This is a genomic window from Phormidesmis priestleyi ULC007, from assembly GCF_003003695.1.
In the GTDB taxonomy this organism is placed as follows: Bacteria; Cyanobacteriota; Cyanobacteriia; order Leptolyngbyales; family Leptolyngbyaceae; genus Phormidesmis_A; species Phormidesmis_A priestleyi_A.
The window spans coordinates 72252-98708 of the sequence record NZ_PVWG01000005.1 but is presented as its reverse complement, the minus strand read 5'-3'; the positions used below and the strand labels follow the sequence as shown (position 1 = coordinate 98708).

The following is a 26457-nucleotide window of genomic DNA, read 5'->3' as shown; positions in this document are numbered from 1 at the left end:
TTTTAAGCCGATTGAGCGGACATTTCCTCGGTTGCGATCAGTTGCTGTCTCCGATTGCTTCTTGCTTATCACCCAATTCAAAGCGAACCTAATCAGACTCATCATCACGGGGCTGCGGCAGCCGACCCGAAATGCGAGTTAGGGTTTTGAGCTTTTCGCCCAACTCATGACTCAACATCTCTGATCGATAGCGCCAGCCCCAGTTACCTTCGGCTTTGCCAGGAAAGTTCATTCTCGCAGACCCATCCAGCCCTAACAAATCTTGCAGAGGAATCAGAGTTTGATTCGCGATCGAAGTCAGCGCCATGCGAATCAACTCCCAATGCACCCCATCGGAACCGATGCTGCCCAGATAAAGCCATAGCTGCTCTTTCTCCCAATCAGAGGCAGTGTTGTGCCAGCCGATCGTCGTGTCGTTGTCGTGGGTGCCCGTGTAGACGACGCTGTTGTGCCTAAAGTTGAAGGGCAAAAAGGGATTCCCCGGATCGGAGCCGAAGGCGAATTGCAGAATCTTCATGCCGGGAAACTCAAAGCGATCGCGCAGTGCCTCAACCTCTGGCGTAATCACTCCCAAATCTTCCGCCATAATTGGCAGTCTGCCTAGCTTCAGCCGCAGCAACTCAAAAAACTCTTCACCGGGCGCTTTGATCCACTCGCCATTCATCGCCGTGGTTTCGCCTTGAGGCACCGCCCAATAAGCCTCAAACCCTCTGAAATGGTCAATGCGAATAATATCGACATAATCTAACATTGCCTCAAAGCGTCGTAGCCACCAGGCAAAGCCCGTCTCTTGCAAATGCTCCCAGTTATAGACTGGGTTGCCCCACAGTTGCCCCGTCTCGCTGAAATAATCGGGCGGAACACCTGCCATTATTTTCGCTTCGCCTGTCTTTTCGTCGAGAGAGAAATTTTCGGGGTTTGCCCAAACATCAGCGCTATCGTGAGCCACATAGATGGGAATATCGCCAATGATTTCGATGTGACGATCGTTGGCATATTGCTTCACCTCTGCCCAGTGGTGAAAGAACTCAAACTGAAGATATTTGTGATAGTAAATCTCTCGGTTTAACCGTTCACGAGCCTGATCCAAAACTTCGGGTTGGCGGTGCGCGAGATCTGGCTCCCAGTTATGCCAGCTTTCGCCATCGTGTTCTCCTTTCAATGCCATGAATAATGCAAAGTCATCAAGCCAGTAGGCTTTGCTATGGCAGAAGTCGGCAAATTTTTGCTGTTGTTCAGGAGAGGCTTGTGTTTTGAAGCGATCGCAGGCTTTTTGCAAGAGCGGCATCTTAAATGCAGTGACTCGATCGAAGTCTACCCAGCCGATCGGAAACTCAGGGATATTCCACAGATCTTCATCCCACAGCAAGCCTTGTTTTTGCAACACTTCTAAGCTGATCAGCAATGGGTTTCCTGCCATCGCCGAATAAGACGCATAAGGCGAGTTGCCATAGCCCGTCGGCCCTAGCGGCAACACCTGCCAAAACTGCTGCCCACTATTCGCCATAAAGTCAATAAAGCGTTGCGCCTCTGAGCCTAATTCGCCCACGCCAAACCGACCCGGAAGACAGGTGGGATGCAATAAAATGCCGCTAGATCTGGGAAAAGGCATAAATCAAAGAGTGAAGGGTGAAGGGTGAAAACTTAACACAACGTCAGTTTGACGAGTTTTTTCGCTTCGTTGTTAGCGGCTTCTGCCCCTAAATCCCCCACTTTGGGGGACTTTGAAACTAAAGTCTCGGCTCAAAGTCCCTCACTTGTGGGGGATTTAGGGGGCTTCCCGAATTCACCATCGGAGCGAACCAATTCTGTCGAACTGAACGTTAACACAAAGCTGTGAGAACTGTAGCATGGCAAGCTGAACGTTAGAATCGGTCAAAAGAAAGGATGGAACTTGGCTCAAACCTGACTTTCACCTATCGCCCTTTATTCCCTTTGTGTGATTGTGGCTCATAAAAATCCTTCTCCTGCGGTTGACATTATTATTGAAATGGTCGATCGCCCCGATCGTCCGATTATTCTCATTGAGCGCTTAAACCCGCCTTATGGCTGGGCAATTCCGGGCGGATTTATGGATTATGGTGAACCCGCAGAAACGACTGCCCGTCGAGAAGCGATGGAGGAAATCGGTTTAGCGGTTGATTTAGTCGAGTTGCTTCAGGTCTATTCTGACCCCAAACGAGATGCCCGACAGCACACAGTCAGCCTGGTTTATATTGCCACTGCTAAAGGCGAACCCACAGCCGGGGACGATGCCAAAAACGCAAAAATCGTTAACGTTTGGGAACTGCCTAATAATCTCTGCTTTGATCACGATCGTATCCTGCATGATTATCTGCAACTTCGCCACTATGGAATTCGTCCTCGTGTGGGGTAACGAGAAGATTCTTAAGAAGACCCCGATAAATGCGGCTCAACCCCTGATGACGCGCTAGGATTCATCAAAGGTAAGATTGAGCAGTAGACACTCTGGCTAGAGGATTTTGAGATGTCAAAAATCTACAGCACCGAAGAGTTAGTCAAAATTCTCACCGATGAGCGACGAGCCTGCATGAATGGGCAGCGTCTCAATCTGGCTGCAACGCCTTCTGGTATTAATCCGCTCATCGATCGCTTTGTAAAATCTGACGGCATTCAAAAATTTACTGCCTACAATGACTTTCGCAACACGGTGCATCGCTATCAGCGAGAGCATCAGATTTCGGGCATTGTTTGGCAAACCATCACGATTAAAGACAGGGCGTTTCGCTATCCTAAAATTGATGATCAGTTGATTAGTTTAAACAGCGATTGGATGATTTTGAGAGCAGCAAAAGCTGCGATCGTCGCCTTCTGGCAAGAAGTCACCGAGGGAATGGACTTCTATTTAAGTATGAATTGCGGCAAATTTCATCAGCCGATGTCGATTCGAGATCTCGATCGCATTCTTCAGCGCACCGAGTGGGCAACTCTCACGCATCAAGGCAAAGATCACACGCTAGAAATTTTGCTGCAACTGGGCTGGGGTAGACCCGAAGAAGCGCTCTATCACCGGGGCTTTCCAGAATCTGGCAGCGAGTATATTCACGCCGTGTCACCGGGAATAACTCCTCTGGGGTGAGCAATGCAGTCAGGTGCAATCTTCGATCATGCAGGCACTTATCGCTATTTGCTTTGGCGATCGTGGAGTCAGTCGCCAAAAGTTGGGTTTGTGATGCTGAATCCCAGTCAAGCTGATGCGACCCTTAACGATCCCACGATTCGACGGTGTATTGGGTTTGCTCAAAGCTGGGGTTATGGCGGACTTGAAGTGGTGAATTTGTTTGCTTACCGCACGAAGAGTCCTGCTGATCTTCAGCGGATTAGAGATCCGATCGAAACGGACAACGATCGCTACTTACTCACTTTGAGAGAACGTGTAGACACGATCGTCTTCGCATGGGGAAATTGGGGGACTTTGAAAGGGCGCGATCGTCCCGTAATGAAGCAGTTGAATTCTCAGCAAAATGTCTTTTGTCTGGGCATTACCAAAACTGGACAACCTCGACATCCGCTCTATCTCAAACGCGATACCCGTTTGACAAAACTCAACTTTACGGATGCTGAAACTTCTGCTAACCTGACCATACTTTGCCCGTAGCAATCTAAGCCGATGAGCACCGATCAAGAGTTGAGAAATATTGATGAGCGCCTACTTCGCATCGCCGAGCTAAACCGGGAAACCTATCAGCAGACGATGAATTCGATCGCTTCGATCGCGACCGCTGATCGTTCTCTAGAGCAAAAGCTTGACGTATTGACCGATCAGGTCGGACGTTTCACTGAAGGGCTGACTGAACTCAGGCTTTCAGGCGAACAGCAAGCGCAAAATATCCAAAGAATAGCGGAGGCAAACGAGGCGGGATTCGATCGATTAGATGCTTCACTTAAAGAAGGATTTGATCGACTGGATGCGGCACTTGAACAGAGTTTCCAGCGATTAAATGACTCAATGGAGCAACAATTTCAGCAAGCAAACGAACAGATGGAGCAACGATCGCAACGAATGGAAGCTTCGCTGGATCGACTTGATGCTTCGATCGAGCGACAAGGGCAGCAGGTTTCAAGAATGGCAGACGCGATCGAGAGTCACGTCACTCGATTAGTCGGAGTCGTAGAAACGCTAATTCAGCGACCAGTGTGAGAAGAGCGAAGATTTTTGGTAGGGTCGGAGATGTCGAACATTCCACGCTGCACTTAAATGGATTTATTCGATCGTCACCGCCAAGACCTCACCGACGCTGAAGCCCCACTCGCAGCTCGGATGCGTCCGCAAACGCTGGATGAATTTGTGGGACAAGCGGCAATTATTGGGCAAGGGCGACTCTTGCGGCGGGCAATTCAAGCTGATCAACTCTCTTCACTGATCTTCTACGGGCCGCCCGGAACTGGAAAAACGACTCTAGCGCGAATTATCGCCAACACAACAAAGGCGCATTTCATCGCCATTAATGCAGTCTTGGCAGGAGTCAAAGAAATTCGAGACGCGATCGCCACCGCCCAAGACAAACGCGGACAGCACAGCCAACGCACCATTCTTTTTGTCGATGAGGTGCACCGCTTTAACAAATCTCAGCAAGATGCGCTGTTGCCCTGGGTTGAGAACGGCACCGTAATTCTGATTGGGGCGACCACCGAGAATCCATATTTTGAAGTCAACAAAGCGTTGGTGAGTCGATCGCGGATTTTCCAACTCAAACCGCTTAACGAAGAAGATCTCAAACGAGTCGTCGAACAGACTTTGAGCGATCGTTCAAGAGGCTATGGCGATCGCTCCATTCAACTCGATTCAGACGCGCTCAACCATCTGGTTAATGTCGCCAATGGAGACGCACGAGCGCTACTCAACGCGCTAGAACTCGCAGTTGAAACCACCCCTTCAGATGCCAGCGGGACGATTTGCATCTCCCTATCGGTTGCCGAAGAATCGATTCAGCGTCGAGCCGTGCTTTATGACAAAGAAGGCGATGCTCACTTTGACACGATTAGCGCCTTTATCAAAAGTCTGCGGGGTTCTGATGCCGATGCCGCACTCTATTGGCTGGCAAGAATGGTTTACGCCGGAGAAGACCCCCGCTTTATCTTTCGGCGAATGGTAATTCTCGCGGGGGAAGATGTGGGATTGGCTGACCCCAACGCGATCGTCATCGTCAATGCTTGTGCCGAAGCCTTCGATCGAGTCGGAATGCCCGAAGGTCGCTATCCTCTCGCTCAAGCGGCGCTTTATTTGGCGACGGCTCCCAAATCGAACAGTGTTATGGGCTTTTTTGATGCGCTGTCTGCGATCGAGCACGAGAGAGAATCTGAAGTACCGCTCCATTTGCGAGATTCTAGTCGTGATAAACAAGGGTTTGGGCACGGCTCTGGCTATCTCTATCCCCACTCTTATCGAGAACACTGGGTCGAACAGCAATATCTGCCAGGAAGCCTGCAAGGACAAGTGTTTTATCAGCCTTCAGATCAGGGGTTTGAAGCGCAGATTCGTACAAAAGTCAGCCGTCAGCGAGAAGCCCAACTCGCCGCCCTAGTTGAAGGCATTGGTGTTGCTTTGCCCGAAGGGTTGACCATGAGTCCTGCGGATTCTACGCTCGATCGTTGGATGCAGCGCACACTCAGTCAAGTTGGCGAAAAATTGGGAAGCCTGCGCGATCGAGTTTTTGATCTTGCGGCTCCTCAACGTCATCACCTAATTCTCGACCTCAACGCTACCAGTGGGCTACTTACCTGGGAGGCGATCCGTCAAGTTCCTGAAGGCGGCGTTTATGCCTGCGTGCAGACTCAAAAAGACTATGATGCCCTGACCGAACAAGCCGAAACCCTGTCAGAGTTAACTCGTCCTGTAATTGTGCATACCCAACTTACAGCGCTATCCGATGCCTTCTCAAAATCTTTGAAGTTCGATCGCATTCTAGGACGCAACGCCCTGCAAGCAGAACCCGATAAAGCGATCGTGCTGGCTCAACTGACCAAGCTGCTGCAACCCGATGGCGTTTTGGTGCTGGCAGAAGCGGTGCCCCGCCGTGCCCAACGACTCTATCAGTTGCTCGATCGCACTTGGCTAGATGAAGAGATTTACGATCGTCTCGTTCAAGCAGAAGAAGCCATCTATGCTCAACCTTTTGACCCTAAAGTGAATTGGGATATTGACGATCTGCAATTATTGTTTGAGAAGGCAAATCTTTCGGTCGAGCTTCAACCCATTCGCTCTCAGACGGCTATCTATCTGAGTCAAGCCCTTTGCGATCGCTGGTTTGCCCCCAATCCTGCTAATACTCCCAGCTATCGAGATCACCTGTCCCACCGTTTATCAGACGACGAGATTGCCCAGATTCAACAGCGATTTAGTCAACGTTTGTGCAATCAGGCGGTAACTTGGGAAAGCACTACTGTTTTTATTCGAGCGGTTTCTTGACCAGTTGCCACGTTTGAAACGAGCCGATTACAGGATATTGAGTGGGCTTAATGGCGGTGCTGGGGTCAAGCCAGGCAAATTCACCGGGTTGCAGCGCGTCGATCGTCAGATTTTGCCCTAACTGCGGAGTGTAAAAATTTAGCAGCAAATGAGTTTTACGATCGTCTCGGCTCAGTTGATCTTCGTTGACGACAAAGTTGACGGGGTGCGCTTTCAAAACGGCTTCGACCTGGGGCGTTTGCAAAAATGTCTTCAGTTTGGGGTTGTAGTTGCCCCATAAACCAGTCATGTTCAGTGCTGTCAGACCCACCCAAGAGGTAAGCAACAAACCTGCTAGCCATTGTTGTGACAATTTTGATTGATCTGCGGATTTTTGCCGCCCGATCGTCCACACACTCAGCCAGCCAATACCCACGATCAGAACGACGATCGCCGCTCGATGTCCAACTGATCGAACATCAGGATGCCAACTCACCAGCCAGGTTGCGGCACAGCCTGCCAAAATCAGCAATGTTCCAAAACCGCCCAAAATAGAGTTAATTGCTTGAAATGGTTTAGCTGCTTGTAGATTTTCATTAGGGGTAATTAGACGATCGAGCGCGATCGCCGCCAACAATCCCACAAAGGGCATTAACTGAAGCGGGTAATAATGAGTACGAGTGCCAAATAAACTCAGTTCGACCAATAACAGAATGGGATATCCCAGCAACAACAATCGAGCGTGATTGTCCTTCAACAGTTGCCGGACTTCGGCCTTAAAGAACGCTAACCACAATCCGAACAAGGCAAAAAACACCCACGGAAACCCATTCGCTGGAATGTTCCAAACATAGTAAAACGGACCTGCCCCTTGATAAGTTTGTCCTTTAAGATGAATGAGTTTGCCAAACAGTTCTGCGATCGGTTTGTCGCCATATTGCGCGATCGCAGCTTTCAGCCAGACGATCGGCGGCAGGGCACCCAAGACCAGTCCGACATAAAGCCAGGGATTAGTTAGATGCCGATGACGCGAATGTTGCCCAATCAGATAAGGCAGCAGTGCCACAGCCGCCGGAATAATCATGAATCCTTTAATCAAAAATCCCCATCCAAGGCTACAGCCTGCCAGAAGTAACCACAGAGAGTTTCGAGTTTTGAGTTGAGGGTTTGTCGCTTCTAAAAGTGCCCAGATTGCCAGTAGCTCGATGAAGACGAGAACTGAATCTTGAGTCGCTAATCGCCCATATTGAGCGACCAAGGGAATGACGCTGAAAATTGCGGCTCCGAGCCATGCCAAACGAGGATTTAAGAGATAGCAGCCGATTCGGTAGGTCAACAACACACTGAGAACAAATGCGATCGCGCTAGGCAATCGTGCTGTTCCTTCGTTGGTGCCAAACATCAGATAACAAGCAGCAATTAGCCACTGAATGCCGATCGTACGATCAAATCCCGCTTCGCCACCCCACTGCACACTGACCCAATCGCCCGTTTGCAGAATCGATCGAGCTTGGGTGGCATAGATTCCTTCGTCGTGCGCCATCAGACTTTGCTGTCCGCTTCTCAGCAGCACCAAAGGCAACACCCAGAGCAGCAGCGTCAAGTAGGGCACTAGTTGGGAGTAGGGAAAAGACCGTTTCATGGGCCGCGATCGCCAGTAAAAAAGCTGCTTTCTACCCTACACCCTTTTTTGCTATGCGCCAAAGACGGCTCCAATCGATCGCCCGATATTTTCTGGCTGCATCGAGTCCATTGCGGCGGTTGGCTCATAGCCACAGTGCACCATGCAGTCTGCACATTGTGGGTTGCCGCTCTTGCGACCGTATTGATCCCAATCGGTTTTTGCTAGGAGTTCTTTATAAGTCGTGTAGTGTCCTTCGTTGAGCAAATAACAGGGTTTTTGCCAGCCGAGAACGCTGTAGCTAGGCATTCCCCAGGGAGTGCATTCGTAGTCTTTTTCGCCGATTAGAAAGTCTAAGAACAGCGGATTGTGGTTGAAATTCCACTTTTTCTCACCTGTTTTCATCGGAGCCAAAATTTCTCGAAACAGCGAGCGCGTTTGTTCACGCTTGAGAAAATGGTCTTGGTTGGGTGCCCACTCATAGCTATAGCCAGGAGACACCATCATGCCATCCAGGTTAAGCGTGTCAATAAAGTCGAAAAACTCCTGTATCTCTTTGGGGTTTGCCCCTTCAAAAATCGTCGTGTTGGTGGTGACGCGGAAGCCCTTTGCTTTGGCGGCTTTGATCGCTTTGACCGCAGTTTCAAACACGCCTTGACGATCGACGCATTTATCGTGCAATTCTTGCAGCCCGTCGAGATGAATGCTGAAGGTCAGATAAGGCGACGGCGTAAATTTAGCGAGGCTTTTTTCTAGCAAAATGCCGTTGGTGCAGAGATAGACAAACTTTTTACGCGCCACCAAACCGCGCACGATTTCGTCAATTTGGGGGTGCAAAAGCGGCTCACCACCGGGAATTGCGACCACAGGCGCACCGCATTCTTCGGCAGCGGCAAAGCACTGTTCGGGAGTCAGGTTTTGCTTGAGAATCTCGGTCGGATGCTGAATTTTGCCACACCCAGAGCAAGCCAGATTGCACCTAAAAAGCGGCTCTAACATCAGCGTCAACGGAAATCGCTTGCGCCCTCTGAGCCGTTGCATCACCAAATATTTGCCAACTTCGATCGCTTGCTGTAATTGAATTGCCATCGGTCTTTCTGTTCTCCTCAACGTTCCACATAGCCCTTTGATACAAACCAGTCTACGGCATCTTTTAAAGCGGTGTAGATGGGGGTTTGCGGAAGCCCTAATTCACTCACGGCTTTAGCGGCATCGTAATACATCGGGTGTTGTGACATTTTCACGCCATCGATCGGGATAGTTGGCGTTTTGCCTAACGGTGCCAAAATTCGCTCATCGACCCAGGCGACGCTCAGAGGAATCCAGGCAGGAATCGATCGAGTCGGGGCGGGCAACCCTGTAATTTGACTCAGTTGATCGAGCAGTTGTTTGAGCGTTAGATTTTGATGCCCCAGAATATAGCGATCGCCAGTCTTGCCCTTTTGTAATGCCAGCAAATGACCTTGGGCAACATCTTCCACATGGATGAAGTTCAACCCGGTTTCTACATAAACGGGCATGGTTCGCCGCAGCATTCGCAAAATCAAGTCTTCGCCAGTGGGAGTCGGTTTGAGATCCCATGCGCCGATCGGAGTACTGGGATTTACGATCACGATATCTTGTCCGGCTTGACAAGCTTTAACGGCTTCTTGCTCTGCCCAATATTTTGATTTTTTGTAGTGTCCGACTAGTTCTTCAACGGGGGATTGGTGGGTTTCGTCAATGGGTTGGTCATGATCACCGACTCCGATCGCCGCGACAGAACTGGTGTAAACGATGCGCTCAATTCCAGCTTGACGAGCGGCAGCTAGAATATTTCGAGTTCCTAAAACGTTAACTTGATAGAGTCGATCGCGATCGGTTTGCCACAGCGAATAGTGCGCCGCGACGTGAAATAAGACCTCACACCCCATCATCTGTGCTGCTAGATCAGGATCGGTCAAATCGCCTTGCGCGAGTTCAACATCTAGCCCCTGTAAGTTATCTAATCGGCTGTTACGTCGCACCAGTGCCCGAACTTGATAGCCTTCTTTTAACAAAAGTCGAACTAGATTGGCTCCCACAAAGCCCGTTCCGCCCGTCACAAATGCTTTTTTCATAGCGATTTCTTCTTCTCGCGATGTCGGGGTTTCAGATCATCGAGCAGCGTGTAGACGACGGGAACGACAATTAGACTGAGTAACGTTGAGGTGACAAGTCCGCCTGCGATCGCGATTGCCATTGGCGATCTCAACTCAGACCCCGCACCTAAACCAAGCGCGATCGGTGCCATGCCTAAAATCGTGGCAGCCGTCGTCATCAAAATCGGTCTGAGGCGAATCGGCCCCGCTTTGAGAATGGCTTCCGATCGCTCTAAGCCTTCTCGACGTAGCTGATTAATATAATCCACGATCAAGATTGCATTCTTGGTCGTTAATCCTAATAGAAACACAAATCCGATCAGCGAAATCATGCCAAAATCACTCTGAGTGAATAGCAGCGCCAACATTGCACCCACTAATGCTAATGGCAATGAGAGTCCGACGGCTAATGGATCGACCCAACTGCGAAACAACCAAACTAAGACGACAACAATACATAGAGCAGACAACGCCAACGTAGACCCAAAACTGCTAAAAATTTGGCTACTCGTGGCAGAATCACCGCCTAAGTTGAGGGTGACTCCGGGCGGAATCAATGCTCTGGCTTCGTTGACGATCGTCTCAGTTGCGTCTCCTAACGGTAAGCCTTTGCCCAGGTTAGCGCTGACGTAAACGACTCGCTTGCCATTTTTGCGCTCAATCTGCTGAATTTCTTTGCTGGATGCCCCGACGATCGTTACATCTGCAAAACCGGGGAGCGTCTGCACTTTTGCTTTTAAATCGGTGGCAACTCGATTTAGAACTGTGAGATCCTCACCCTGAATCGCGATCTGCAATGGCTTCTGACTGCCCGCCTCAACAAAGGGAATGTCTTCCACGCTGGTCGTCACCCCTTCTAAAGTGGGTAACGTCGCCCGGATTTGGTCTTGCAGCTTTGCAGTAGAGGTGGCGCGATCGTTCTTTAACTTTACGTATAGATTGCCTTTATTGGGTTCTCCTTCACGGGAGCCAACGATCGTAAACACCGTTTCAACCTCTGGCGATTTTCGCACCTGATCTTCTAGCTGCTTTGCCACTGTTAGCGATGTCGCTAAAGGATTAATGGGCAAAGAAGAGATCTGAGTCGGCAACGGAGCCGTATAGCGGACATAAAATTCGCCGCGATCGAGCTTAGGAATAAACCCTTGAGGAATGAATGGAATCAGCGCAACGCCTGCCACAAAGCTCAGAATTGCGAGGCTCACAACGAAGACACGATGGCGCAATGACCAATCTAGCAACCGTCGATAAGCCGCCGAAAACCTCACCCAAAAGCCTCCTGTTTTGTGAAGAGCGCCATAAGGTTTGGGTCTGAGCAAATAGATTGATAAGACGGGCGAAAGGGTGCGCGCTACTAGCAAAGAAGTCAGCATCGAAGCCGCGATCGTGATCCCAAAGGGTTTAAAAAACTGTCCGATCACGCCACCCATCAGACCGATCGGGAGAAACACCGCAACCGCTGTTAACGTCGCTGCCGTCACGGGTAAGCCGATTTCGTCAGTAGCAGTCAGGGCAGCTTGTTTGGGCAATTCGCCATTGTCGATGTGACGGCTAATATTTTCGACATCGACGATCGCATCATCGACGACGCTGCCAATCACCAGCGCTAACGCCAGCAGCGTTATTGTCTCTAAGTTAAACCCAAAGATCGCCATGACGATAAACGTTCCCAACAGCGAAATGGGAATCGCTAGCGCCGAAATCAGCGTCGCTTGCCAGCTTCTCAAAAAAAGGAAAATCACAATCACGGCAAGGGCGATCGCTTCGATCAAGGCATCGATCGTCGATTGAGTCGCTTTTTGAATATAGTCTGCTTGCGTCGCTGCTAAAGTTAGGTTCACGTCGGGTTGACTAGACCGCAGTCGCGTCACTTCTTTTTCAACCGCACTCACCACTTCGAGCGTGTTGGCATCACCCCGCTTAATCACCTGAAATGCCAAAGCATCTGCCCCATTAAATCGCACCAACGTTCCGAGTTGACCTGCTTGAGATGTGGGATTTACCGATGGCGTAGTTTGTCCTCCAGTTCCTAAGAGTGAGACTTTGAGTACTCCAGGCAGTTTGGCGATCACAGGCACGATTTGATCATTCGCCAATTTTGTCAAGTCAGGCAGACTGCGAGACGAACTGTCAATCACATAGCTCACCGCCGCCGACTCATTCAAATTGAGAGAAATGACTTTGAACGTTCCATCTTTAGGCAACGTTACCGTCTTCATTGTCGTCTCAACTTCACGAGCTGACTCTTCCAGGCTCGTCCCTACTTTAAACGACGCGCTCACTGCCGATCGACTGGGATAAGTCGAAGACCGAAGATCATCCAAGCCTTTGAGCGATCGTAGCGCTTGCTCGATCGGCTGAGTTAGCTCGCGCTCAGTGTCAAGGGCAGTCGTCAAGGGCGCGCTGGCATTGACCACGACGACCGGAAAGGCGATATCGGGAAACAGCGCATATTTGAGAGAACTAAACGCCATAAGCCCTGCAACCGTCACCGCCAGCCAAAAGCTAATTGTGAGAATGGGAGCGGCGATCGCCAGTCGAGAAATATTAAAGCGCTCTCGTGAGGATTGATTGCGATTTGGCTGTACCATGTTGAACTGTTCGATAGTAAATGCATCGGTCAGAAGCGATTTTTAAAGCTTCACCCAAGACGGTAATTCTACCGTCAACTATTTCGGCTTTCATCCAGGCTAATGCAAGCCTGCTTCAGATTAGTAGCTCTCCCTATTATCCTTCACCCTTTGCTGACTTTCCTCGTCCCCCAAGGTGCAGAACATCGAGCCATTTGCCAGGGTTTAAAGCACCTCAAAAACCCGCCTCAAGTCATACCAATTCCGATCGGGGTTGAGCCAGTTACTCAATTTTTAAGAAACTGGCAAAGATCTCAATCCTTTGACGCAGCCCTTCAATCAGGCGTTTTGGTGATGGGCTTGTGCGGTAGTCTCACAGTCCAGTTAGGGATCGGCGATCGAGTTCTCTATCAGTCCTGCCAAGATGCGTCAGGCACCGTTTGGGACTGCGATCCCACGCTGACGGCTCAGATCCAACAAAGTTTGCAAGCAACAAATTCTCTGGTGCGGGCGTTTACGAGCGATCGCATTCTGTCTTCTGCTCACGAAAAGCAACAACTCGGACAAGTCCATCAAGCTGATGTCGTAGATATGGAGGGGTCAGCTATCTTGACGATTCTGGCTGAGGCAGGAGTTCCCGTCGCCATGTTAAGAGTCGTAAGTGATGATACTGATCATGATTTGCCAGACCTGTCAGCGGCAATTAGCCCAGAGGGTAGGATACGATCGCTGCCGCTCGCGATTGGGATGATCCGCCAACCGATCGCTGCTCTGCGACTGATTCGAGGCTCGTTAACAGGATTGCGGACGTTAGAAGCGATCGCCGCCCGTTTGGGCTAACTTCACCTTGGTAGCTAACCGAACCGATTGATTCGATGCAGCGACTGGCTATATGCCCGATCTCGTGATTGTGCAAACAAAGTAGAACTGAAAAATGGGCGAGGGTAGAGGCAACTGTGGGCGATAGCGATCGTGCAGTTGTGCGGCTGAATAGGTTTCAACAATGTCCAGTCCCAAGCTTTTGGTAAAACCAGCCATATCTTGGAAGCCTGTGATCCACGGTGCGCCCCGCTGCTCCAATTGTTCGATATAGTCATCTAGTTCGACATATCCTGTAGTTTTGGCAATCACCCGATTCGATAGGTAGTCAAGCGATAGCTTAAAGTGCTTGACGTGGTTACGGATTGTATCGAGAACCGCAATGATGTCTTCTTGTTCGAGGTAAGTTACGTTGCCTTCCCACAAGAAATAAGTCGGCAACTGCAAGTTAAAGTGATTGTTTTCAAGTAATGCAATGAGATCATCTTTGACATAATCGCCGGGGATGTAAGTGACCTCAGCCGCAATATTATTCGCTGCTAATCGTTCTGCTTTAAGTTGCAGCGTTGCTGTTGCTGCCTGGTCAATCTCGAAGTAGCGCACCCCTGGGGCTGACATTCGCACTGCACGGGTATCTAGACCCGACCCTAAAATCACAACTTGCCGATATCCCAGCGCCAGTTGTTGAGATAACACATCATCAAAGTAGCGAGTCCGCAGTTTCACCATGTCTTTGACTGGCGGAAAAGATTGAGCCACCTGATGAGCAACTTGCGCTGAATTGCGATCGAGAAATAGTCTAACAATCTCATCTCGATAAAGCGGGTCAGGCGCTGCGTTTTCTTCAGCTCGAAATTCAGCAATAATGAATGCCGTTCCACTCACATTTTTGATTTCAGGCATGTTGCCTCCTAAGTTCTAGATTTGGCCAATTGAGTCCGAACAGCCAACTTTTTGAAACCCGATCGTCGTTCCATCGTCCGATTGAAATATTTCTAGGTTCTTTCTTTCAGACTTCTAGCTTTTTGGAAACCCCTGATTGAGAACGGTGCCAGATCTGAGCTAACCTTAATCTTTTATTAACAAGTCTTATCATTAGAGAAACTGTCTTAAAAATCTGCATGCACACCCGAATCAAAGAAATTGCTACGGCTCTGGCTCCTCGGTTAATTGAGATTCGTCGGCATCTACACAGCCACCCCGAACTCAGTGGACAAGAGCAGCAGACCGCCGCTTATGTAGCTGGAGTGCTTTCATCGTGTGGGCTGCGTGTGCAAGAAGCGATCGGAAAAGTCGGCGTGATTGGAGAACTCAAAGGACAGAATTCTGGTGCGTCAAATCATCGTCTGCTTGCCATCCGCACTGATATGGATGCGTTACCGATTCAAGAACGCACTGGCTTAGAGTTTGCCTCTCGCTTCAATGGGGTCATGCACGCCTGCGGTCACGATGTCCACACCACAGTTGGGCTAGGAACGGCGATGGTGCTATCTCAACTCGGCGAACTGCTGCCCGGAGATGTGCGCTTTCTCTTTCAGCCTGCCGAAGAAATCGCCCAAGGCGCAGAATGGATGGTGCAAGATGGCGCAATGGATCAAGTCAGCGCCATTTTATCTCTACATGTGTTTCCCTCGATTCCCGCTGGCAAAATTGGCATCCGCTATGGGGCACTCACCGCCGCCGCCGACGATTTAGAGATCACAATTTTGGGAGAATCAGGACATGGAGCGCGTCCTCATGAAGCGGTAGATGCGATCTGGATCGCATCGCAGGTGATCACCAGCTTGCAGCAAGCCATTAGCCGCACTCAAAATCCGCTTCGCCCGATGGTGCTGACGATCGGCAAAATCACAGGCGGACGTGCCCCCAACGTGATTGCCGACCAGGTGCAGTTGTTGGGAACGGTGCGATCGCTCCATCCTGAAACCAGCGCCACTCTGCCTACTTGGGTTGAGCAGATTGTCTCAAGTGTCTGTGCAACCTATGGGGCAACCTATCAGTTAGACTATCGCCGAGGCGTTCCCTCGGTGCAAAACGACAAAACTCTGACGCACCTGCTCGAATCGGCGGCTCAAGAAATGTGGGGCAATCAGAGCATTCAAATGATTCAAGAGCCATCTCTCGGTGCTGAGGATTTTGCGGTCTACCTCAATCACGCGCCGGGCAGCATGTTTCGCTTAGGCGTGGGCTACCCAGATCAACGAAACTATCCGCTCCATCACCCGCAGTTTGAGGTAAACGAATCTGCCATTCTCACGGGCGTAGCCACGATGGCAAACGCCATCTGGAAATATTGGGAGAATTGATTCGTGTGGGTAAAATAGAAGCAGATTTGGTAGGTATAACTCCTTTATGACCATCGGTAAACCCTTTCGTCTTGCATCACAAACTCAGGTAAATCGTGAAGGTTATATTCACCTAGGTTCAGCAGCCAGTGAGCAGTGCTATCGAGTTTTAGTCAACGATGCTGGGCAAATTTTGCTTGACCCGATCGACAATCTCCCTGAGCGTGAGCAATGGCTTTGGCAGAACTCGACTGCACTTTCTTCTGTGCAGCAAGGAATTGAACAGGTTGCAGAGGGCAATCAACGATCGTTAGGCACGTTTGCCCAACACGCTGACTTGGACATTGAAGACTGATGCAGTTTCGGTTGGAATTCTCGCCTGAAGCAGAGGCAGCATTATTTAAGCTTCAACAAACCGATCTCAGAAAATACAAAAAAGTTTTAAAGACATTGGGCTTAATGGAGATCAATCTCCGTCATCCCGGCTTAAAAACTCATAAATACGAGTCTCTTTCTAGTTCAGATGGGAGAGAAGTCTTTGAAGCCTACGTTGAGAACAAAACTCCGGCAGCCTTCAGAATTTTCTGGTGCTATGGGTTTGAGCAAGGGACACTGACGATTCTTGCAATCACTCCCCATCCATAACCGCTCTTTAGAGGGATTAGAAAACCGCGATCGCAATGGCACAGTAAAAAAATCGATCATAACTTTAGGAGTAACTATGGCAGCCTCGACTCCACTACAAGGCTTAGATCTAGTTGACTGTGCAAGAGCCAACGCTAAACAAGGGATCGAAACGACCGCACATCTCTGTGGCTATGGCAAAGATCTCAACACCTTTCGACACGAACTCGAAAAAGCTTGTCAGCATATGGGCGTAGAGTTTCACGAATTGAGTGACTTGATCAAAAACGAATCGCCATTAATGCAGATGGAAGGAGAAATCGTGGCTCCTGACACGGCTTCTGAGCTTTAAAAGAATTATTCTCTGACTCGCTCTTTGAGTTGCGAGGTTAAACTAGATACAATCGTCGCTCTGAGAAGCCATTCTCACGAGAGCTGCGAGGTTGAGTCACCGCAGACAAAAGGCAAGCAATAGACTATGAAAGGCTCCTGGAAAAAGGCATCAGCGCGACGAACTTCCCCCAAGCAAACGGCTGCTACCAAAATGGTGATGATCGGCTGGGTGATTGCCCAGAGCATCATGATTGGCACGCCTGCGATCGCACAATCCACTCGTGACTCTCTGAGCTATAGTCAATTGCTCAAAAAAATTGATGCGGGTGAAGTCACAAAAGTTGAAATTGACGAAGCGCAAAAAACCGCCAGAGTCAAGCTAGAAGGGCAAAAACCCAACGATCCGTTGATAGAAGTGCCCTTGCTTGAGCGCAACCCTGAGCTGATTGAGCGGTTAAGAGACAACAAAGTCAATTTTGACTCTCAGCCCACGGCTGACAATAGTGTGCTTATGGGCTTAGTGGCAAATCTGCTGCTGTTTATGCTGCTGATTGCAGGTCTGTTGTTGATTTTGCGACGATCGACCAACTCCTCTGGGGGCGGCCCTGGGCAGGCGATGAGTTTTGGCAAGTCTCGCGCCCGGTTCCAAATGGAGGCGAAGACGGGCGTGATGTTTGATGACGTGGCAGGCATCGAAGAAGCCAAAGAAGAACTGCAAGAAGTCGTCACCTTTTTGAAAAAGCCTGAGCGGTTTACAGCAGTGGGGGCCCGAATTCCCAAAGGTGCCTTGTTAATTGGGCCGCCCGGAACAGGCAAAACTCTGTTGGCAAAAGCGATCGCAGGGGAAGCCGGAGTCCCGTTTTTCTCAATCTCTGGCTCTGAATTCGTTGAAATGTTTGTCGGTGTAGGTGCGTCTCGCGTGCGTGACTTGTTTAAGAAAGCCAAAGAGAACGCGCCTTGCATTGTCTTTATCGATGAAATTGATGCCGTCGGTCGTCAGCGTGGCACGGGCATTGGTGGCGGCAACGATGAGCGAGAGCAAACGCTCAACCAGTTGTTGACCGAGATGGATGGGTTTGAAGGTAACACGGGCATCATTATTATCGCGGCAACGAATCGTCCTGATGTGTTGGATTCTGCCTTGCTGCGTCCGGGTCGCTTCGATCGCCAAGTCAATGTTGATTTGCCCAACTATAAAGGGCGACTGAGAATTTTAGACGTTCACGCCCGTAACAAAAAACTCGCTCCAGAAGTCTCGATGGAAACGGTTGCCCGTCGCACTCCTGGCTTCTCTGGTGCCGAGTTAGCGAATCTGCTCAACGAAGCCGCTATTCTCACCGCACGCCGCCGCAAAGATGAGATTACTTCACTAGAGATCGACGACGCGATCGACCGGATTACGATCGGTCTGACGCTCACCCCTCTGCTCGACAGCAAGAAAAAACGCCTGATCGCTTATCACGAAGTCGGTCACGCTCTGCTGATGACGCTGTTGAAAAATTCTGACCCGCTTAACAAAGTCACGATTATTCCGCGATCGGGCGGCATTGGCGGGTTTGCTCAGCAAGCCTTTAATGAAGAAATGATCGACAGCGGACTCTATACCCGATCGTGGATGACCGATCGCATCACCATGTCTCTGGGCGGTCGAGCGGCTGAAGAAGAAATCTTTGGCGAATCCGAAGTGACGGCAGGCGCTAGTGGTGATATCAGAGCCGTGGCTGACCTGGCGCGAGAGATGGTAACTCGTTATGGAATGTCTGATATGGGTTTGGTTGCCCTTGAAGGCTCCTCTTCGGGCGAAGTTTTCTTGGGTCGCGGTCTTTCGCCCCGATCAGAATATTCTGAGGAGATAGCAAACCAAATTGACGAACAGGTGCGCGCGATCGCCATGCAGTGCTATTCAGAAGCCCGTCGCCTGATTCGTGACAATCGCCCCCTAGTCGATCGCTTAGTCGAGATGCTGTTAGAGCAGGAAACGATCGAGGGCGATCAGTTCCGCAAGATCGTGGCAGATTATCGTGAAGTGCCGCAAGCCGCAGAGGTCGCTGGCTAATCGATCGGTGAATGGTGACTCGTTCGACGATAATAAACGTTTGATTTATTGCTCTAGCGAGTCACCATTCACGTTTCGAGGTTCTATCTATGACGAGCGATCGGGTTCAGCCCAAGCTGATTATTCACGGCGGGGCAGGTAGCTCCTTAAAGGGAAAAGGCGGAGCCGAAGCTGTTCGGCAGTCGCTCTATCAGGTGATTGAGGAAGTCTATCTCTTGCTGCAAGAAGGGGCAACGGCTCAAGCTGCCGTAGTGCGAGGCTGTCAGCTTTTAGAAGACGATCCGCGATTTAATGCTGGCACAGGCTCGGTGCTGCAATCAGATGGGCAGATTCGCATGAGCGCTGCTTTGATGAATGGCACGACTCAAAAGTTTAGTGGTGTGATCAATACCGCTCGGGTCAGGCATCCGATCGACCTGGCGTTGTTTCTGCAAGATTTTGACGATCGCATTCTCTCAGACTACGGCTCGGCTGAATTGCTGCGAGAATTGCAAATTCCGCTTTATGATCCCACTACCGATCTGCGTCTGCAAGAGTGGATTCAAGAACGCGCTGGGAATTTTGATAAAGCAATGGCAGGCGTGGTCGCAGAGCGCGAACTAGTCAGTGATGACGCAGGACGCGGCACGATCGGAGTAGTAGCGCTAGACAGTCAGGGCAGAATCTCCGCAGGCACTTCTACGGGGGGCAAAGGCTTTGAGCGAGTGGGGCGAGTCAGCGATTCTGCGATGCCTGCGGGAAATTACGCGACGGCACAAGCGGGCATTAGCTGCACGGGCATTGGGGAAGACATTATCGACGAGTGTCTCGCCGTCCGAATTGTGGTGCGCGTCACCGATGGGTTATCGCTAAAAGCGGCGTTTGAGCGATCGCTGACCGAGGCACACAAAAATGACCGCGATCTAGGCGCGATCGGGCTAGATGCAACGGGCGCGATCGCGTGGGGCAAAACCAGCGAAGTTCTGTTAGCGGCTTATCACACAGGCGAAAAAATTGCCGACACGCTAGATATGGCAGAAGGAATGCAGGTTTCTGCGGTCTAGTTCTGAGTCGGATTTACGATTGCTTAGAACCCTCTGACGATCGCGCCTTCAATCGCCACCCGTGCTTGATGACTTGACGCGCCCGTGCGATCGCCAAACAGTCATTAGGCACATCTTCGCTGATTGTTGAACCTGCGGCGATCGTCACATCTTCGCCAATGGTGAGCGGCGCAATCAGCGCATTATTGACTCCGGTTTTGCTGCGATCGCCGATCGTGGTGCGGTGCTTCTTCACGCCGTCATAATTCGCGGTGATCGTGCCGCCGCCGATGTTGACTTGTGTTCCGATCGTGGCATCGCCTAAATAAGATAAGTGAGAGGCATTGGTGCGATCGCCCAAAGTGGAATTCTTCAACTCTACAAAGTTGCCAATCCGACAGTCCGCACCGACTTCGGCATGACCCCGAAGATGGGCATAGGGCCCAATTCGAGCGCCAGACTTGACTACACTATCTGTCACAACCGAAAAGAGAACCGTGACATTTTCCCCGATCTGGCTATTTTCGATCAGGCTGCCCGGCCCGATGCGGCTTTTGGTTTGAATAACCGTTTCGCCTCGCAGATGAGTTTGCGGCTCAATCACTACATCGGCTTCGAGATGAACAGGGTCTTCGATCGTGATGCTGTCTGGGTCAATGAGCGTCACACCTCGCGCCATCCAATCATCTTTAATGCGGGTTTGCAAAATGCCGTAGGCGGTGGCGAGTTGTTTGCGATCGTTGATGCCCAAAATTTCTTGATAATCGTCAACATCCACCGTCATGACTGGGTTGAGATAATTTACCGCGTCGGTCAGATAATATTCTTGCTGACTGTTATCGCTCGTCAGGTTTGGCAAAACGGCTTCTAAATCTTGCCAGCGAAAGCAGTAAATTCCAGCATTGACTCGCCGATTTTGCGCTTGAGCAGGGCTACAATCACGGTCTTCTACAATCTGAGTCAGAATATTATTTCCGTTGCAAAAGACCCGTCCATATCCTTTAGGATCAGGAACCTGAGCCGTTAGAATAGTTGCAGCGTTATTGTGTTTCTGATGAGTCTCTAGTAATCGTTGCAGTGTTGCAGGTCTCAGCAATGGCACGTCGCCGTTTAAAACGAGCAAGTTTCCTTCAAACCCTTTGAGAGGCGACAGCAATTGTTGAATGGCGTGTCCGGTGCCCAACTGCTCAGTCTGCTCAACAAACTCCACCTCAGCATAGCGATCGCCCTGGCTAGTCATTGCCTCTTTGACTAAATCTGCCCGATAGCCCACAATCACCAACCGTCGCACTGGGTTGATTTCAGCCGCCCCATCTAACACTCGCTCAACCAGCGATCGACTTCCCAAGCAGTGCAGGACTTTAGGCAAGTCCGATTTCATGCGCGTTCCTCGCCCAGCCGCCAAGATTGCTACCGCTACCATCATTTTCTCTGTCAATAACTCCAACGGAGTATACCTTGCCTCTGGGCATTGTTTCCACTCAGAGCACGATACTGACAAGATAGATTTAAAGGAGGGACTAGAAGAATGAAATATACGATCGTTGTTCAGTGGTCAGAAGAAGATCAGTGTTTTGTCGTCCTGTTACCTGAATTCACAGAGGTCATGCAACCCTGTACCCACGGTGACACCTATGACGAGGCGTTTAAGAATGCTCAGGAAGTTTTAGAACTATTAGTAGAGTCAGCCTTGAAAGCAGGCGAACCTTTACCAGAACCAAAAAGGTTTGGACAAGCGCTGCAAATTGCCTGACAAAATTTTCTACGAACTTCATGATTGCCTCACCAAGTCTCAAACAAACGGCGTTATGATCGATTTCTCAGAAAGCTCTACTGTTAATCTGGCTTTGACAGAATAATAGTTTCACCCTCTAAATTTAGGAATTTGCTCAGTGACTCAGACCAACTCAGACTTCCTGACAACTGCTGACCCCGCGATCGCCGAGCTAATTCAGCAGGAGCTACATCGGCAGCAGGATCACCTCGAACTGATTGCCAGCGAAAACTTTACGTCTCCTGCGGTGATGGCAGCCCAAGGCTCAGTGCTGACCAATAAATATGCAGAGGGGCTGCCCGGTAAGCGCTATTACGGAGGGTGTGAGTTTGTCGATCGCATTGAGCAGTTAGCCATCGATCGTGCCAAACAACTATTTGGAGCCGCTCACGCCAACGTGCAGCCTCACTCAGGCGCACAAGCAAATTTTGCCGTATTTTTAGCGCTCCTCCAGCCCGGTGACACGATCATGGGCATGGATTTGTCCCACGGGGGACATTTGACCCACGGGTCGCCAGTGAATGTATCGGGCAAGTGGTTTAACGTCTCTGATTATGGGGTGAGCCAAGAAACCGAGCAGCTTGACTACGATCGGATTCGAGAGTTAGCCCTCAAGCATCGTCCCAAACTGCTGATCTGTGGATATTCAGCTTATCCACGAGTGATTGAGTTTGATAAGTTTCGCGCGATCGCTGATGAAATTGGGGCTTATTTACTAGCTGACATCGCTCATATTGCCGGACTTGTTGCCACCGGACTTCACCCAAACCCCGTGCCTTATTGTGATGTAGTTACGACGACGACTCACAAAACCCTACGCGGGCCCAGAGGCGGGTTGATTCTCACTCGTGATGCTGACTTAGGCAAGCAACTCGATAAAGCCGTCTTCCCCGGTTCACAAGGCGGGCCGTTAGAACACGTCATTGCGGGTAAAGCAGTCGCCTTTGGTGAGGCACTCAAGCCAGAGTTTAAAACCTACTGCGCCCACGTGATTGAAAACGCCAAAGCGATGGCAGCCCAGCTTCAGCAACGTCAGTTCAAAATTGTTTCGGGCGGCACTGACAATCACTTAATGCTGGTAGACCTGCGATCGATCGACATGACGGGCAAACTCGCTGACCAACTCGTGAGCGGGGTCAATATCACGGCAAACAAAAACACGGTGCCCTTCGACCCAGCCTCGCCATTTGTTACCAGTGGTCTAAGATTGGGTTCTCCGGCAATGACCACTCGCGGCATGGGCACAACTGAGTTTACGGAGATCGCGAACATCATCGCCGATCGTCTCCTCAGTCCCGATGATGAGACGGTTGCTCAAGATTGTCGCCGCCGCGTTGCTGCGCTCTGCGATCGATTTCCGCTCTATCCCCATCTTTCTCAGCCCGTCCCGGCACTGGTCTAAGCAGAAGGGCTACGATCCCAGTGTTTTTCCGGTTACTCAGTAACCAAGAAGAAATATAACAGTAGGGCATTCTGACGAGTGCCCTATTTTGTGTTTATTTAACCTAGACTTGCAGTTTTTAGGGACTCCATCCCGTCACCTACATCTCCAAACAAGTTTTTTAGCAACGCTACCAAAATAGTTGTGCTTAATAATTCTTTGCTGAGTATCATCTGAGATGTAGTAAACTCTGCCTGACAACTCAACTGTCCTCCCTACTGCTATTTCAGATGCCCTTTCATCTGTATCACTTCATTGCATTCACGGTTTCTGTGCTGGTCGTCTTCTGGAGCACCCCGCTCGTCAAGAAGATTGCCCTGCAAAGCGGACGGGTCGATCTCCCTGGAGGTCGCAAAGTCCATCAACGCCCAATGGTGCGCCTCGGTGGTGTGTCGATCTTTTTAGGAGTCGTCTCTGCACTGCTAGTTGTGTGGTGGACTGGCGGATTTGGCATCTTGCCACCCGGTAAAGAATATGAAGTCTGGGGCGTAACGATCGGCGGACTTGCTTTCTTCTTGATCGGACTCGCAGACGATTTATTTAATTTGTCGCCTAAAACACGATTAATTTTGCAAGTTATAGTTGCCAGCCTCGCCTGGAAAGCGGGGGTGCAAATTGAGTTTTTGACCAATCCGCTCTCTGGTTTGTTTCCCCTCGCTGACTGGATTAGTTTGCCGATTACGGTGATCTGGCTAGTCGGGATGGCAAACGCGGTTAACTGGATCGATGGCTTAGACGGGTTAGCGGCAGGCGTTTCTGGCATTGCTGCGGTTGTGATGCTGATCACCTGTCTCTTTATGCAACAGCCCGCAGCAGCTCTGATCGCGGCAGCGCTAGCAGGTGGAACGCTAGGATTTTTGCGCTACAACTTCAACCCCGCTCAGATTTTTATGGGGGATGGAGGAGCCTATTTTATCGGGTTCACCCTGGCTGGAGTGGGCGTAATTGGGCTGGTGAAAAGTGTGACAACGGTCGCGGTTTTGCTGCCTTATGTGATTTTGGCGGTGCCGATTATTGATATGTCAGCGGTAATTTTCGATCGCCTCCGTCACGGCAAGTCTCCGTTTATTGCTGACAAACGTCACCTTCATCATCGTCTCCTCAAGGCGGGGCTGTCTCATCGGTTAGCAGTGCTCTTTATCTACTCGCTGACTTTGTGGGTCGGTAGTTTAGCCCTGGCGGTCTCAGGAATGCCAAGTGGTTTTGCCTATGCGATCGCGGCGACGGCTCTGCTCAGTTTCACGAGTTGGCAAGTCTGGCGAGTCGCGAGATGATCAAACTTTCAGCCCCTCAGTTTTATTCTCTATGAGTTCAAGCGCAGAAATTATCAGCGTTGGCACTGAGTTGCTGCTGGGCAACATTCTTAACTCAAATGCTCAGTTCATCGCGCAGCAACTCGCTCAGTTGGGCATTCCTCACTATTATCAGACCGTGGTGGGCGATAACCCCGATCGTCTCAAGCATGCGATCGCCATTGCTTCTGAGCGATCCCAAATTCTGATTTTCACTGGAGGATTGGGCCCTACGCCTGATGATTTGACGACTGAGACGATCGCCGATTTTTTTGACACGCCACTGATTGAAAACTCAGAAGTGATTGCAGACATTACCCAAAAGTTTGCTCAACGTGGGCGAGAAATGACCGATAACAACCGCAAACAAGCGTTGATTCCCCAAGGGGCAGCAGTTCTTTACAACCCAGTGGGCAGCGCTCCGGGCATGATTTGGCAGCCGCGATCGCATCTGACCATTCTCACGTTTCCGGGTGTGCCCACTGAGATGATTGAGATGTGGCGGCAAACGGCGGTGCCTTATCTCAAAAGCCAGGGGTGGGGTTCAGAAATTATTGTGAGTCGCCTCTTAAAGTTTTGGGGGCTGGCAGAGTCGAGTCTGGCAGAAAAAGTCTCAGATTTTTTTGAGCTGCAAAATCCCACCGTTGCGCCCTATGCTAATTTTGGCGAAGTCAAACTCCGCATTTCTGCGAAAGCGCCTTCTCAAGAGGCAGCAAATCAAATCATTGCCCCGATCGAAGAACAGCTCAGGCAGATTGGCGGATTAGATTGCTATGGCAGGGATGAAGACACGATCGCGTCGGTGGTCGGTGAACTGCTCAACGTTACTCAAACGACCCTCAGTGTCGCCGAATCTTGCACCGGAGGCGGCTTGGGGCAAATGCTCACCAGCGTTTCTGGTAGCTCTCGCTATTTTTGGGGTGGCGTGATTTCCTATGACAATTCAGCAAAAGTCGCACTTTTGGGCATTGATCCCGAAACTCTGGCGCAGCATGGAGCCGTCAGCGAAGTCGTGGCGCAGCAAATGGCAGTGGGTGTACGATCGCGCCTCAACACCACTTGGGGAATCAGCATTACAGGCATCGCCGGGCCCGAAGGCGGCACTGAAACTAAACCTGTGGGATTAGTCTACATTGGGTTAGCGGGCCCGGACGAGCAGGTAACAAGCTTTGCTCATCAGTTTGGGGCACGCGGACGGGAATGGGTGCGGCACGTTAGCGCCTCTAGTGCCCTGGATCATCTGCGTCGAAAACTGTTAAGCGAACCCCTAATAAATCAGTAAACCCCTTGATCCCTGCGTGGAATTCGTTATCATTTGAGAAGCGACGAAAAAATGATCAAGGTGACAGTTGGTTTTCCGGTTACCTCCTGTTAATATTTGATCAGGTTTTTGTGAAGTTTTGGTTTTGTCTAAGTTCGTCTTAGACAGAGCAGTAAAAAGTCCAAGCGATATTCAAGGAGCCGTCTGTTCAATGGATTACATTGAAAAGGTGTTGGAAAAGCTAAAAGAATGGACTCGCAGACTCATCGAGGCGCTGCTAGGTCCAGAGGTTCAACCCGAAGCAGAGCCGATCCCAGTGCCTGTGAATGACCCGCAGCGTCGTCGATAACCTATTAATTTAAATTTGTTTGCAAAACATTTTGGTTCTTCACGGGCCCAACCTTAATCTTCTGGGTAAACGAGAACCTGGGGTTTACGGGGTTGTGACACTGGACGAAATAAATCAGATGTTGGAGCGAGAAGCTCAGGAGTTGCAGGTCAAATCTGCGGCTCTACAGTCCAACCACGAAGGGGTCTTGGTGGATTTTATTCATGCGGCCCAAGATCAGCATCAAGGAATTTTGATCAATGCTGGAGCTTATACCCATACGAGTGTGGCGATTCGAGATGCGATCGCGGCTGTCAATCTTCCAACCGTCGAGGTTCATCTCAGCAATATTTATCGTCGCGAAGCGTTTCGTCATCACTCTTATATTGCTGAGGTTGCGATCGGTCAGATTAGCGGGTTTGGTGCCGAAAGCTACCGATTGGGGTTACATGCACTGGTAGATTATCTCAAGCAGTCTTAGTCGTTCTAAAATAAATACTCT

The 26457-nt window shown here is 50.3% G+C and carries 25 protein-coding genes; 18 read left to right on the top strand and 7 right to left on the bottom strand.

What is annotated here, in order from left to right; genetic code table 11:
* Positions 1-88: 88 nt before the first annotated feature.
* Positions 89-1612: a 4-alpha-glucanotransferase gene (malQ, locus tag C7B65_RS06830; RefSeq protein WP_073070079.1), complete on the bottom strand. Its 1524-nt coding sequence runs from the start codon at positions 1610-1612 to the stop codon at positions 89-91.
* Positions 1613-1945: 333 nt separating this feature from the next.
* Here malQ and C7B65_RS06825 point away from each other — a divergent pair, with 333 nt between their 5' ends.
* The 5 genes from C7B65_RS06825 to C7B65_RS06805 all read left to right on the top strand — a co-directional run bounded on the left by C7B65_RS06825 (position 1946) and on the right by C7B65_RS06805 (position 6430).
* A complete protein-coding gene (locus tag C7B65_RS06825) occupies positions 1946-2377 on the top strand; it encodes an NUDIX domain-containing protein (RefSeq protein WP_073070182.1) in 432 nt (143 codons plus the stop codon).
* A 111-nt stretch (positions 2378-2488) separates the two neighbouring features.
* The gene (locus C7B65_RS06820; protein WP_073070078.1) at positions 2489-3100 is read left to right on the top strand and encodes a hypothetical protein; all 612 of its coding nucleotides are present in this window, start codon (positions 2489-2491) and stop codon (positions 3098-3100) included.
* 3 nt (positions 3101-3103) lie between these two features.
* A complete protein-coding gene (locus C7B65_RS06815; protein WP_073070077.1) occupies positions 3104-3619 on the top strand; it encodes a DUF1643 domain-containing protein in 516 nt (171 codons plus the stop codon).
* A gap of 12 nt (positions 3620-3631) precedes the next feature.
* Positions 3632-4162, top strand: coding sequence for a hypothetical protein (locus C7B65_RS06810; protein WP_073070076.1), 531 nt, complete (start codon positions 3632-3634; stop codon positions 4160-4162).
* 57 nt (positions 4163-4219) lie between these two features.
* Positions 4220-6430: an AAA family ATPase gene (locus C7B65_RS06805; protein ID WP_073070075.1), complete on the top strand. Its 2211-nt coding sequence runs from the start codon at positions 4220-4222 to the stop codon at positions 6428-6430.
* Here C7B65_RS06805 and C7B65_RS06800 read toward each other — a convergent pair.
* Genes C7B65_RS06800 through C7B65_RS06785 form a run of 4 tightly spaced genes read right to left on the bottom strand, consistent with a single transcriptional unit; the run spans position 6411 to position 12741 of the window.
* Entirely contained in the window at positions 6411-8051 is a 1641-nt protein-coding gene (locus C7B65_RS06800; protein ID WP_073070074.1) for an ArnT family glycosyltransferase, read from the bottom strand. The genes C7B65_RS06805 and C7B65_RS06800 overlap by 20 nt on opposite strands.
* Before the next feature lie 51 nt (positions 8052-8102).
* Positions 8103-9119 carry an adenosyl-hopene transferase HpnH gene (hpnH, locus tag C7B65_RS06795; protein ID WP_073070073.1) on the bottom strand — a complete coding sequence of 339 codons (1017 nt, stop codon included), beginning with the start codon at positions 9117-9119 and terminating at the stop codon, positions 8103-8105.
* Positions 9120-9136: 17 nt separating this feature from the next.
* Positions 9137-10129 carry a hopanoid-associated sugar epimerase gene (hpnA, locus tag C7B65_RS06790; protein ID WP_073070072.1) on the bottom strand — a complete coding sequence of 331 codons (993 nt, stop codon included), beginning with the start codon at positions 10127-10129 and terminating at the stop codon, positions 9137-9139.
* Entirely contained in the window at positions 10126-12741 is a 2616-nt protein-coding gene (locus tag C7B65_RS06785; protein WP_073070071.1) for an efflux RND transporter permease subunit, read from the bottom strand. The genes hpnA and C7B65_RS06785 overlap by 4 nt, the downstream gene beginning before the upstream one ends.
* Before the next feature lie 150 nt (positions 12742-12891).
* Between C7B65_RS06785 and C7B65_RS06780 the strand changes: the two genes are divergently transcribed.
* Positions 12892-13560: a phosphorylase family protein gene (locus C7B65_RS06780; protein WP_223257309.1), complete on the top strand. Its 669-nt coding sequence runs from the start codon at positions 12892-12894 to the stop codon at positions 13558-13560.
* Between the two features lie 48 nt (positions 13561-13608).
* Here C7B65_RS06780 and C7B65_RS06775 read toward each other — a convergent pair whose 3' ends face one another.
* Positions 13609-14442 (bottom strand): class I SAM-dependent methyltransferase, encoded by an 834-nt coding sequence (locus C7B65_RS06775; RefSeq protein WP_073070069.1) that lies wholly within the window; start codon positions 14440-14442, stop codon positions 13609-13611.
* Between the two features lie 218 nt (positions 14443-14660).
* Here C7B65_RS06775 and C7B65_RS06770 point away from each other — a divergent pair, with 218 nt between their 5' ends.
* The 6 genes from C7B65_RS06770 (at position 14661) to C7B65_RS06745 (ending at position 19880) form a co-directional block, all read left to right on the top strand.
* On the top strand, positions 14661-15845 hold the full coding sequence (locus tag C7B65_RS06770) for a M20 family metallopeptidase (protein ID WP_073070068.1): 1185 nt from the start codon (positions 14661-14663) through the stop codon (positions 15843-15845).
* Positions 15846-15891: 46 nt separating this feature from the next.
* A complete protein-coding gene (locus C7B65_RS06765) occupies positions 15892-16179 on the top strand; it encodes a hypothetical protein (RefSeq protein WP_073070067.1) in 288 nt (95 codons plus the stop codon).
* Positions 16179-16469 carry a hypothetical protein gene (locus C7B65_RS06760; protein WP_073070066.1) on the top strand — a complete coding sequence of 97 codons (291 nt, stop codon included), beginning with the start codon at positions 16179-16181 and terminating at the stop codon, positions 16467-16469. Before C7B65_RS06765 ends, C7B65_RS06760 begins: the two co-directional genes overlap by 1 nt.
* Positions 16470-16545: 76 nt before the next feature.
* Positions 16546-16800 carry a hypothetical protein gene (locus C7B65_RS06755; RefSeq protein ID WP_073070065.1) on the top strand — a complete coding sequence of 85 codons (255 nt, stop codon included), beginning with the start codon at positions 16546-16548 and terminating at the stop codon, positions 16798-16800.
* A 126-nt stretch (positions 16801-16926) separates the two neighbouring features.
* The gene (gene ftsH, locus C7B65_RS06750) at positions 16927-18837 is read left to right on the top strand and encodes an ATP-dependent zinc metalloprotease FtsH (protein ID WP_073070064.1); all 1911 of its coding nucleotides are present in this window, start codon (positions 16927-16929) and stop codon (positions 18835-18837) included.
* 89 nt (positions 18838-18926) lie between these two features.
* Positions 18927-19880: an isoaspartyl peptidase/L-asparaginase gene (locus C7B65_RS06745; RefSeq protein WP_073070063.1), complete on the top strand. Its 954-nt coding sequence runs from the start codon at positions 18927-18929 to the stop codon at positions 19878-19880.
* Between the two features lie 13 nt (positions 19881-19893).
* Here the strand turns inward: C7B65_RS06745 and glmU are convergent, their stop codons facing one another.
* A complete protein-coding gene (glmU, locus tag C7B65_RS06740) occupies positions 19894-21306 on the bottom strand; it encodes a bifunctional UDP-N-acetylglucosamine diphosphorylase/glucosamine-1-phosphate N-acetyltransferase GlmU (RefSeq protein WP_342353001.1) in 1413 nt (470 codons plus the stop codon).
* 81 nt (positions 21307-21387) lie between these two features.
* Between glmU and C7B65_RS06735 the strand changes: the two genes are divergently transcribed.
* From C7B65_RS06735 to aroQ, 6 genes are all read left to right on the top strand, one after another.
* Complete coding sequence (locus C7B65_RS06735) at positions 21388-21612, top strand: type II toxin-antitoxin system HicB family antitoxin (protein ID WP_073070061.1); 225 nt, start codon at positions 21388-21390, stop codon at positions 21610-21612.
* Between the two features lie 139 nt (positions 21613-21751).
* Positions 21752-23035, top strand: a complete 1284-nt coding sequence (gene glyA, locus C7B65_RS06730; protein ID WP_073070060.1) for a serine hydroxymethyltransferase — start codon at positions 21752-21754, stop codon at positions 23033-23035.
* A gap of 269 nt (positions 23036-23304) precedes the next feature.
* Entirely contained in the window at positions 23305-24348 is a 1044-nt protein-coding gene (locus tag C7B65_RS06725; RefSeq protein WP_073070059.1) for a glycosyltransferase family 4 protein, read from the top strand.
* Between the two features lie 31 nt (positions 24349-24379).
* Positions 24380-25648 carry a competence/damage-inducible protein A gene (locus tag C7B65_RS06720; RefSeq protein ID WP_073070058.1) on the top strand — a complete coding sequence of 423 codons (1269 nt, stop codon included), beginning with the start codon at positions 24380-24382 and terminating at the stop codon, positions 25646-25648.
* Between the two features lie 190 nt (positions 25649-25838).
* Complete coding sequence (locus C7B65_RS27725) at positions 25839-25976, top strand: hypothetical protein (RefSeq protein WP_181314354.1); 138 nt, start codon at positions 25839-25841, stop codon at positions 25974-25976.
* A 19-nt stretch (positions 25977-25995) separates the two neighbouring features.
* Entirely contained in the window at positions 25996-26436 is a 441-nt protein-coding gene (gene aroQ / locus C7B65_RS06715) for a type II 3-dehydroquinate dehydratase (RefSeq protein ID WP_073070057.1), read from the top strand.
* Positions 26437-26457 lie beyond the last annotated feature (21 nt).

Excerpts from the sequence above, each read along its gene's own strand:
- malQ (WP_073070079.1), bottom strand. The coding sequence starts at position 1,612 with ATGCCTTTTCCCAGATCTAGCGGCATTTTATTGCATCCCACCTGTCTT.
- C7B65_RS06820 (WP_073070078.1), top strand. The coding sequence starts at position 2,489 with ATGTCAAAAATCTACAGCACCGAAGAGTTAGTCAAAATTCTCACCGAT.
- C7B65_RS06815 (WP_073070077.1), top strand. The coding sequence starts at position 3,104 with ATGCAGTCAGGTGCAATCTTCGATCATGCAGGCACTTATCGCTATTTG.
- C7B65_RS06810 (WP_073070076.1), top strand. The coding sequence starts at position 3,632 with ATGAGCACCGATCAAGAGTTGAGAAATATTGATGAGCGCCTACTTCGC.
- C7B65_RS06805 (WP_073070075.1), top strand. The coding sequence starts at position 4,220 with ATGGATTTATTCGATCGTCACCGCCAAGACCTCACCGACGCTGAAGCC.
- C7B65_RS06800 (WP_073070074.1), bottom strand. The coding sequence starts at position 8,051 with ATGAAACGGTCTTTTCCCTACTCCCAACTAGTGCCCTACTTGACGCTG.
- hpnH (WP_073070073.1), bottom strand. The coding sequence starts at position 9,119 with ATGGCAATTCAATTACAGCAAGCGATCGAAGTTGGCAAATATTTGGTG.
- hpnA (WP_073070072.1), bottom strand. The coding sequence starts at position 10,129 with ATGAAAAAAGCATTTGTGACGGGCGGAACGGGCTTTGTGGGAGCCAAT.
- C7B65_RS06785 (WP_073070071.1), bottom strand. The coding sequence starts at position 12,741 with ATGGTACAGCCAAATCGCAATCAATCCTCACGAGAGCGCTTTAATATT.
- C7B65_RS06775 (WP_073070069.1), bottom strand. The coding sequence starts at position 14,442 with ATGCCTGAAATCAAAAATGTGAGTGGAACGGCATTCATTATTGCTGAA.
- C7B65_RS06770 (WP_073070068.1), top strand. The coding sequence starts at position 14,661 with ATGCACACCCGAATCAAAGAAATTGCTACGGCTCTGGCTCCTCGGTTA.
- C7B65_RS06765 (WP_073070067.1), top strand. The coding sequence starts at position 15,892 with ATGACCATCGGTAAACCCTTTCGTCTTGCATCACAAACTCAGGTAAAT.
- C7B65_RS06760 (WP_073070066.1), top strand. The coding sequence starts at position 16,179 with ATGCAGTTTCGGTTGGAATTCTCGCCTGAAGCAGAGGCAGCATTATTT.
- C7B65_RS06755 (WP_073070065.1), top strand. The coding sequence starts at position 16,546 with ATGGCAGCCTCGACTCCACTACAAGGCTTAGATCTAGTTGACTGTGCA.
- ftsH (WP_073070064.1), top strand. The coding sequence starts at position 16,927 with ATGAAAGGCTCCTGGAAAAAGGCATCAGCGCGACGAACTTCCCCCAAG.
- C7B65_RS06745 (WP_073070063.1), top strand. The coding sequence starts at position 18,927 with ATGACGAGCGATCGGGTTCAGCCCAAGCTGATTATTCACGGCGGGGCA.
- C7B65_RS06735 (WP_073070061.1), top strand. The coding sequence starts at position 21,388 with ATGAAATATACGATCGTTGTTCAGTGGTCAGAAGAAGATCAGTGTTTT.
- C7B65_RS06725 (WP_073070059.1), top strand. The coding sequence starts at position 23,305 with ATGCCCTTTCATCTGTATCACTTCATTGCATTCACGGTTTCTGTGCTG.
- C7B65_RS06720 (WP_073070058.1), top strand. The coding sequence starts at position 24,380 with ATGAGTTCAAGCGCAGAAATTATCAGCGTTGGCACTGAGTTGCTGCTG.
- C7B65_RS27725 (WP_181314354.1), top strand. The coding sequence starts at position 25,839 with ATGGATTACATTGAAAAGGTGTTGGAAAAGCTAAAAGAATGGACTCGC.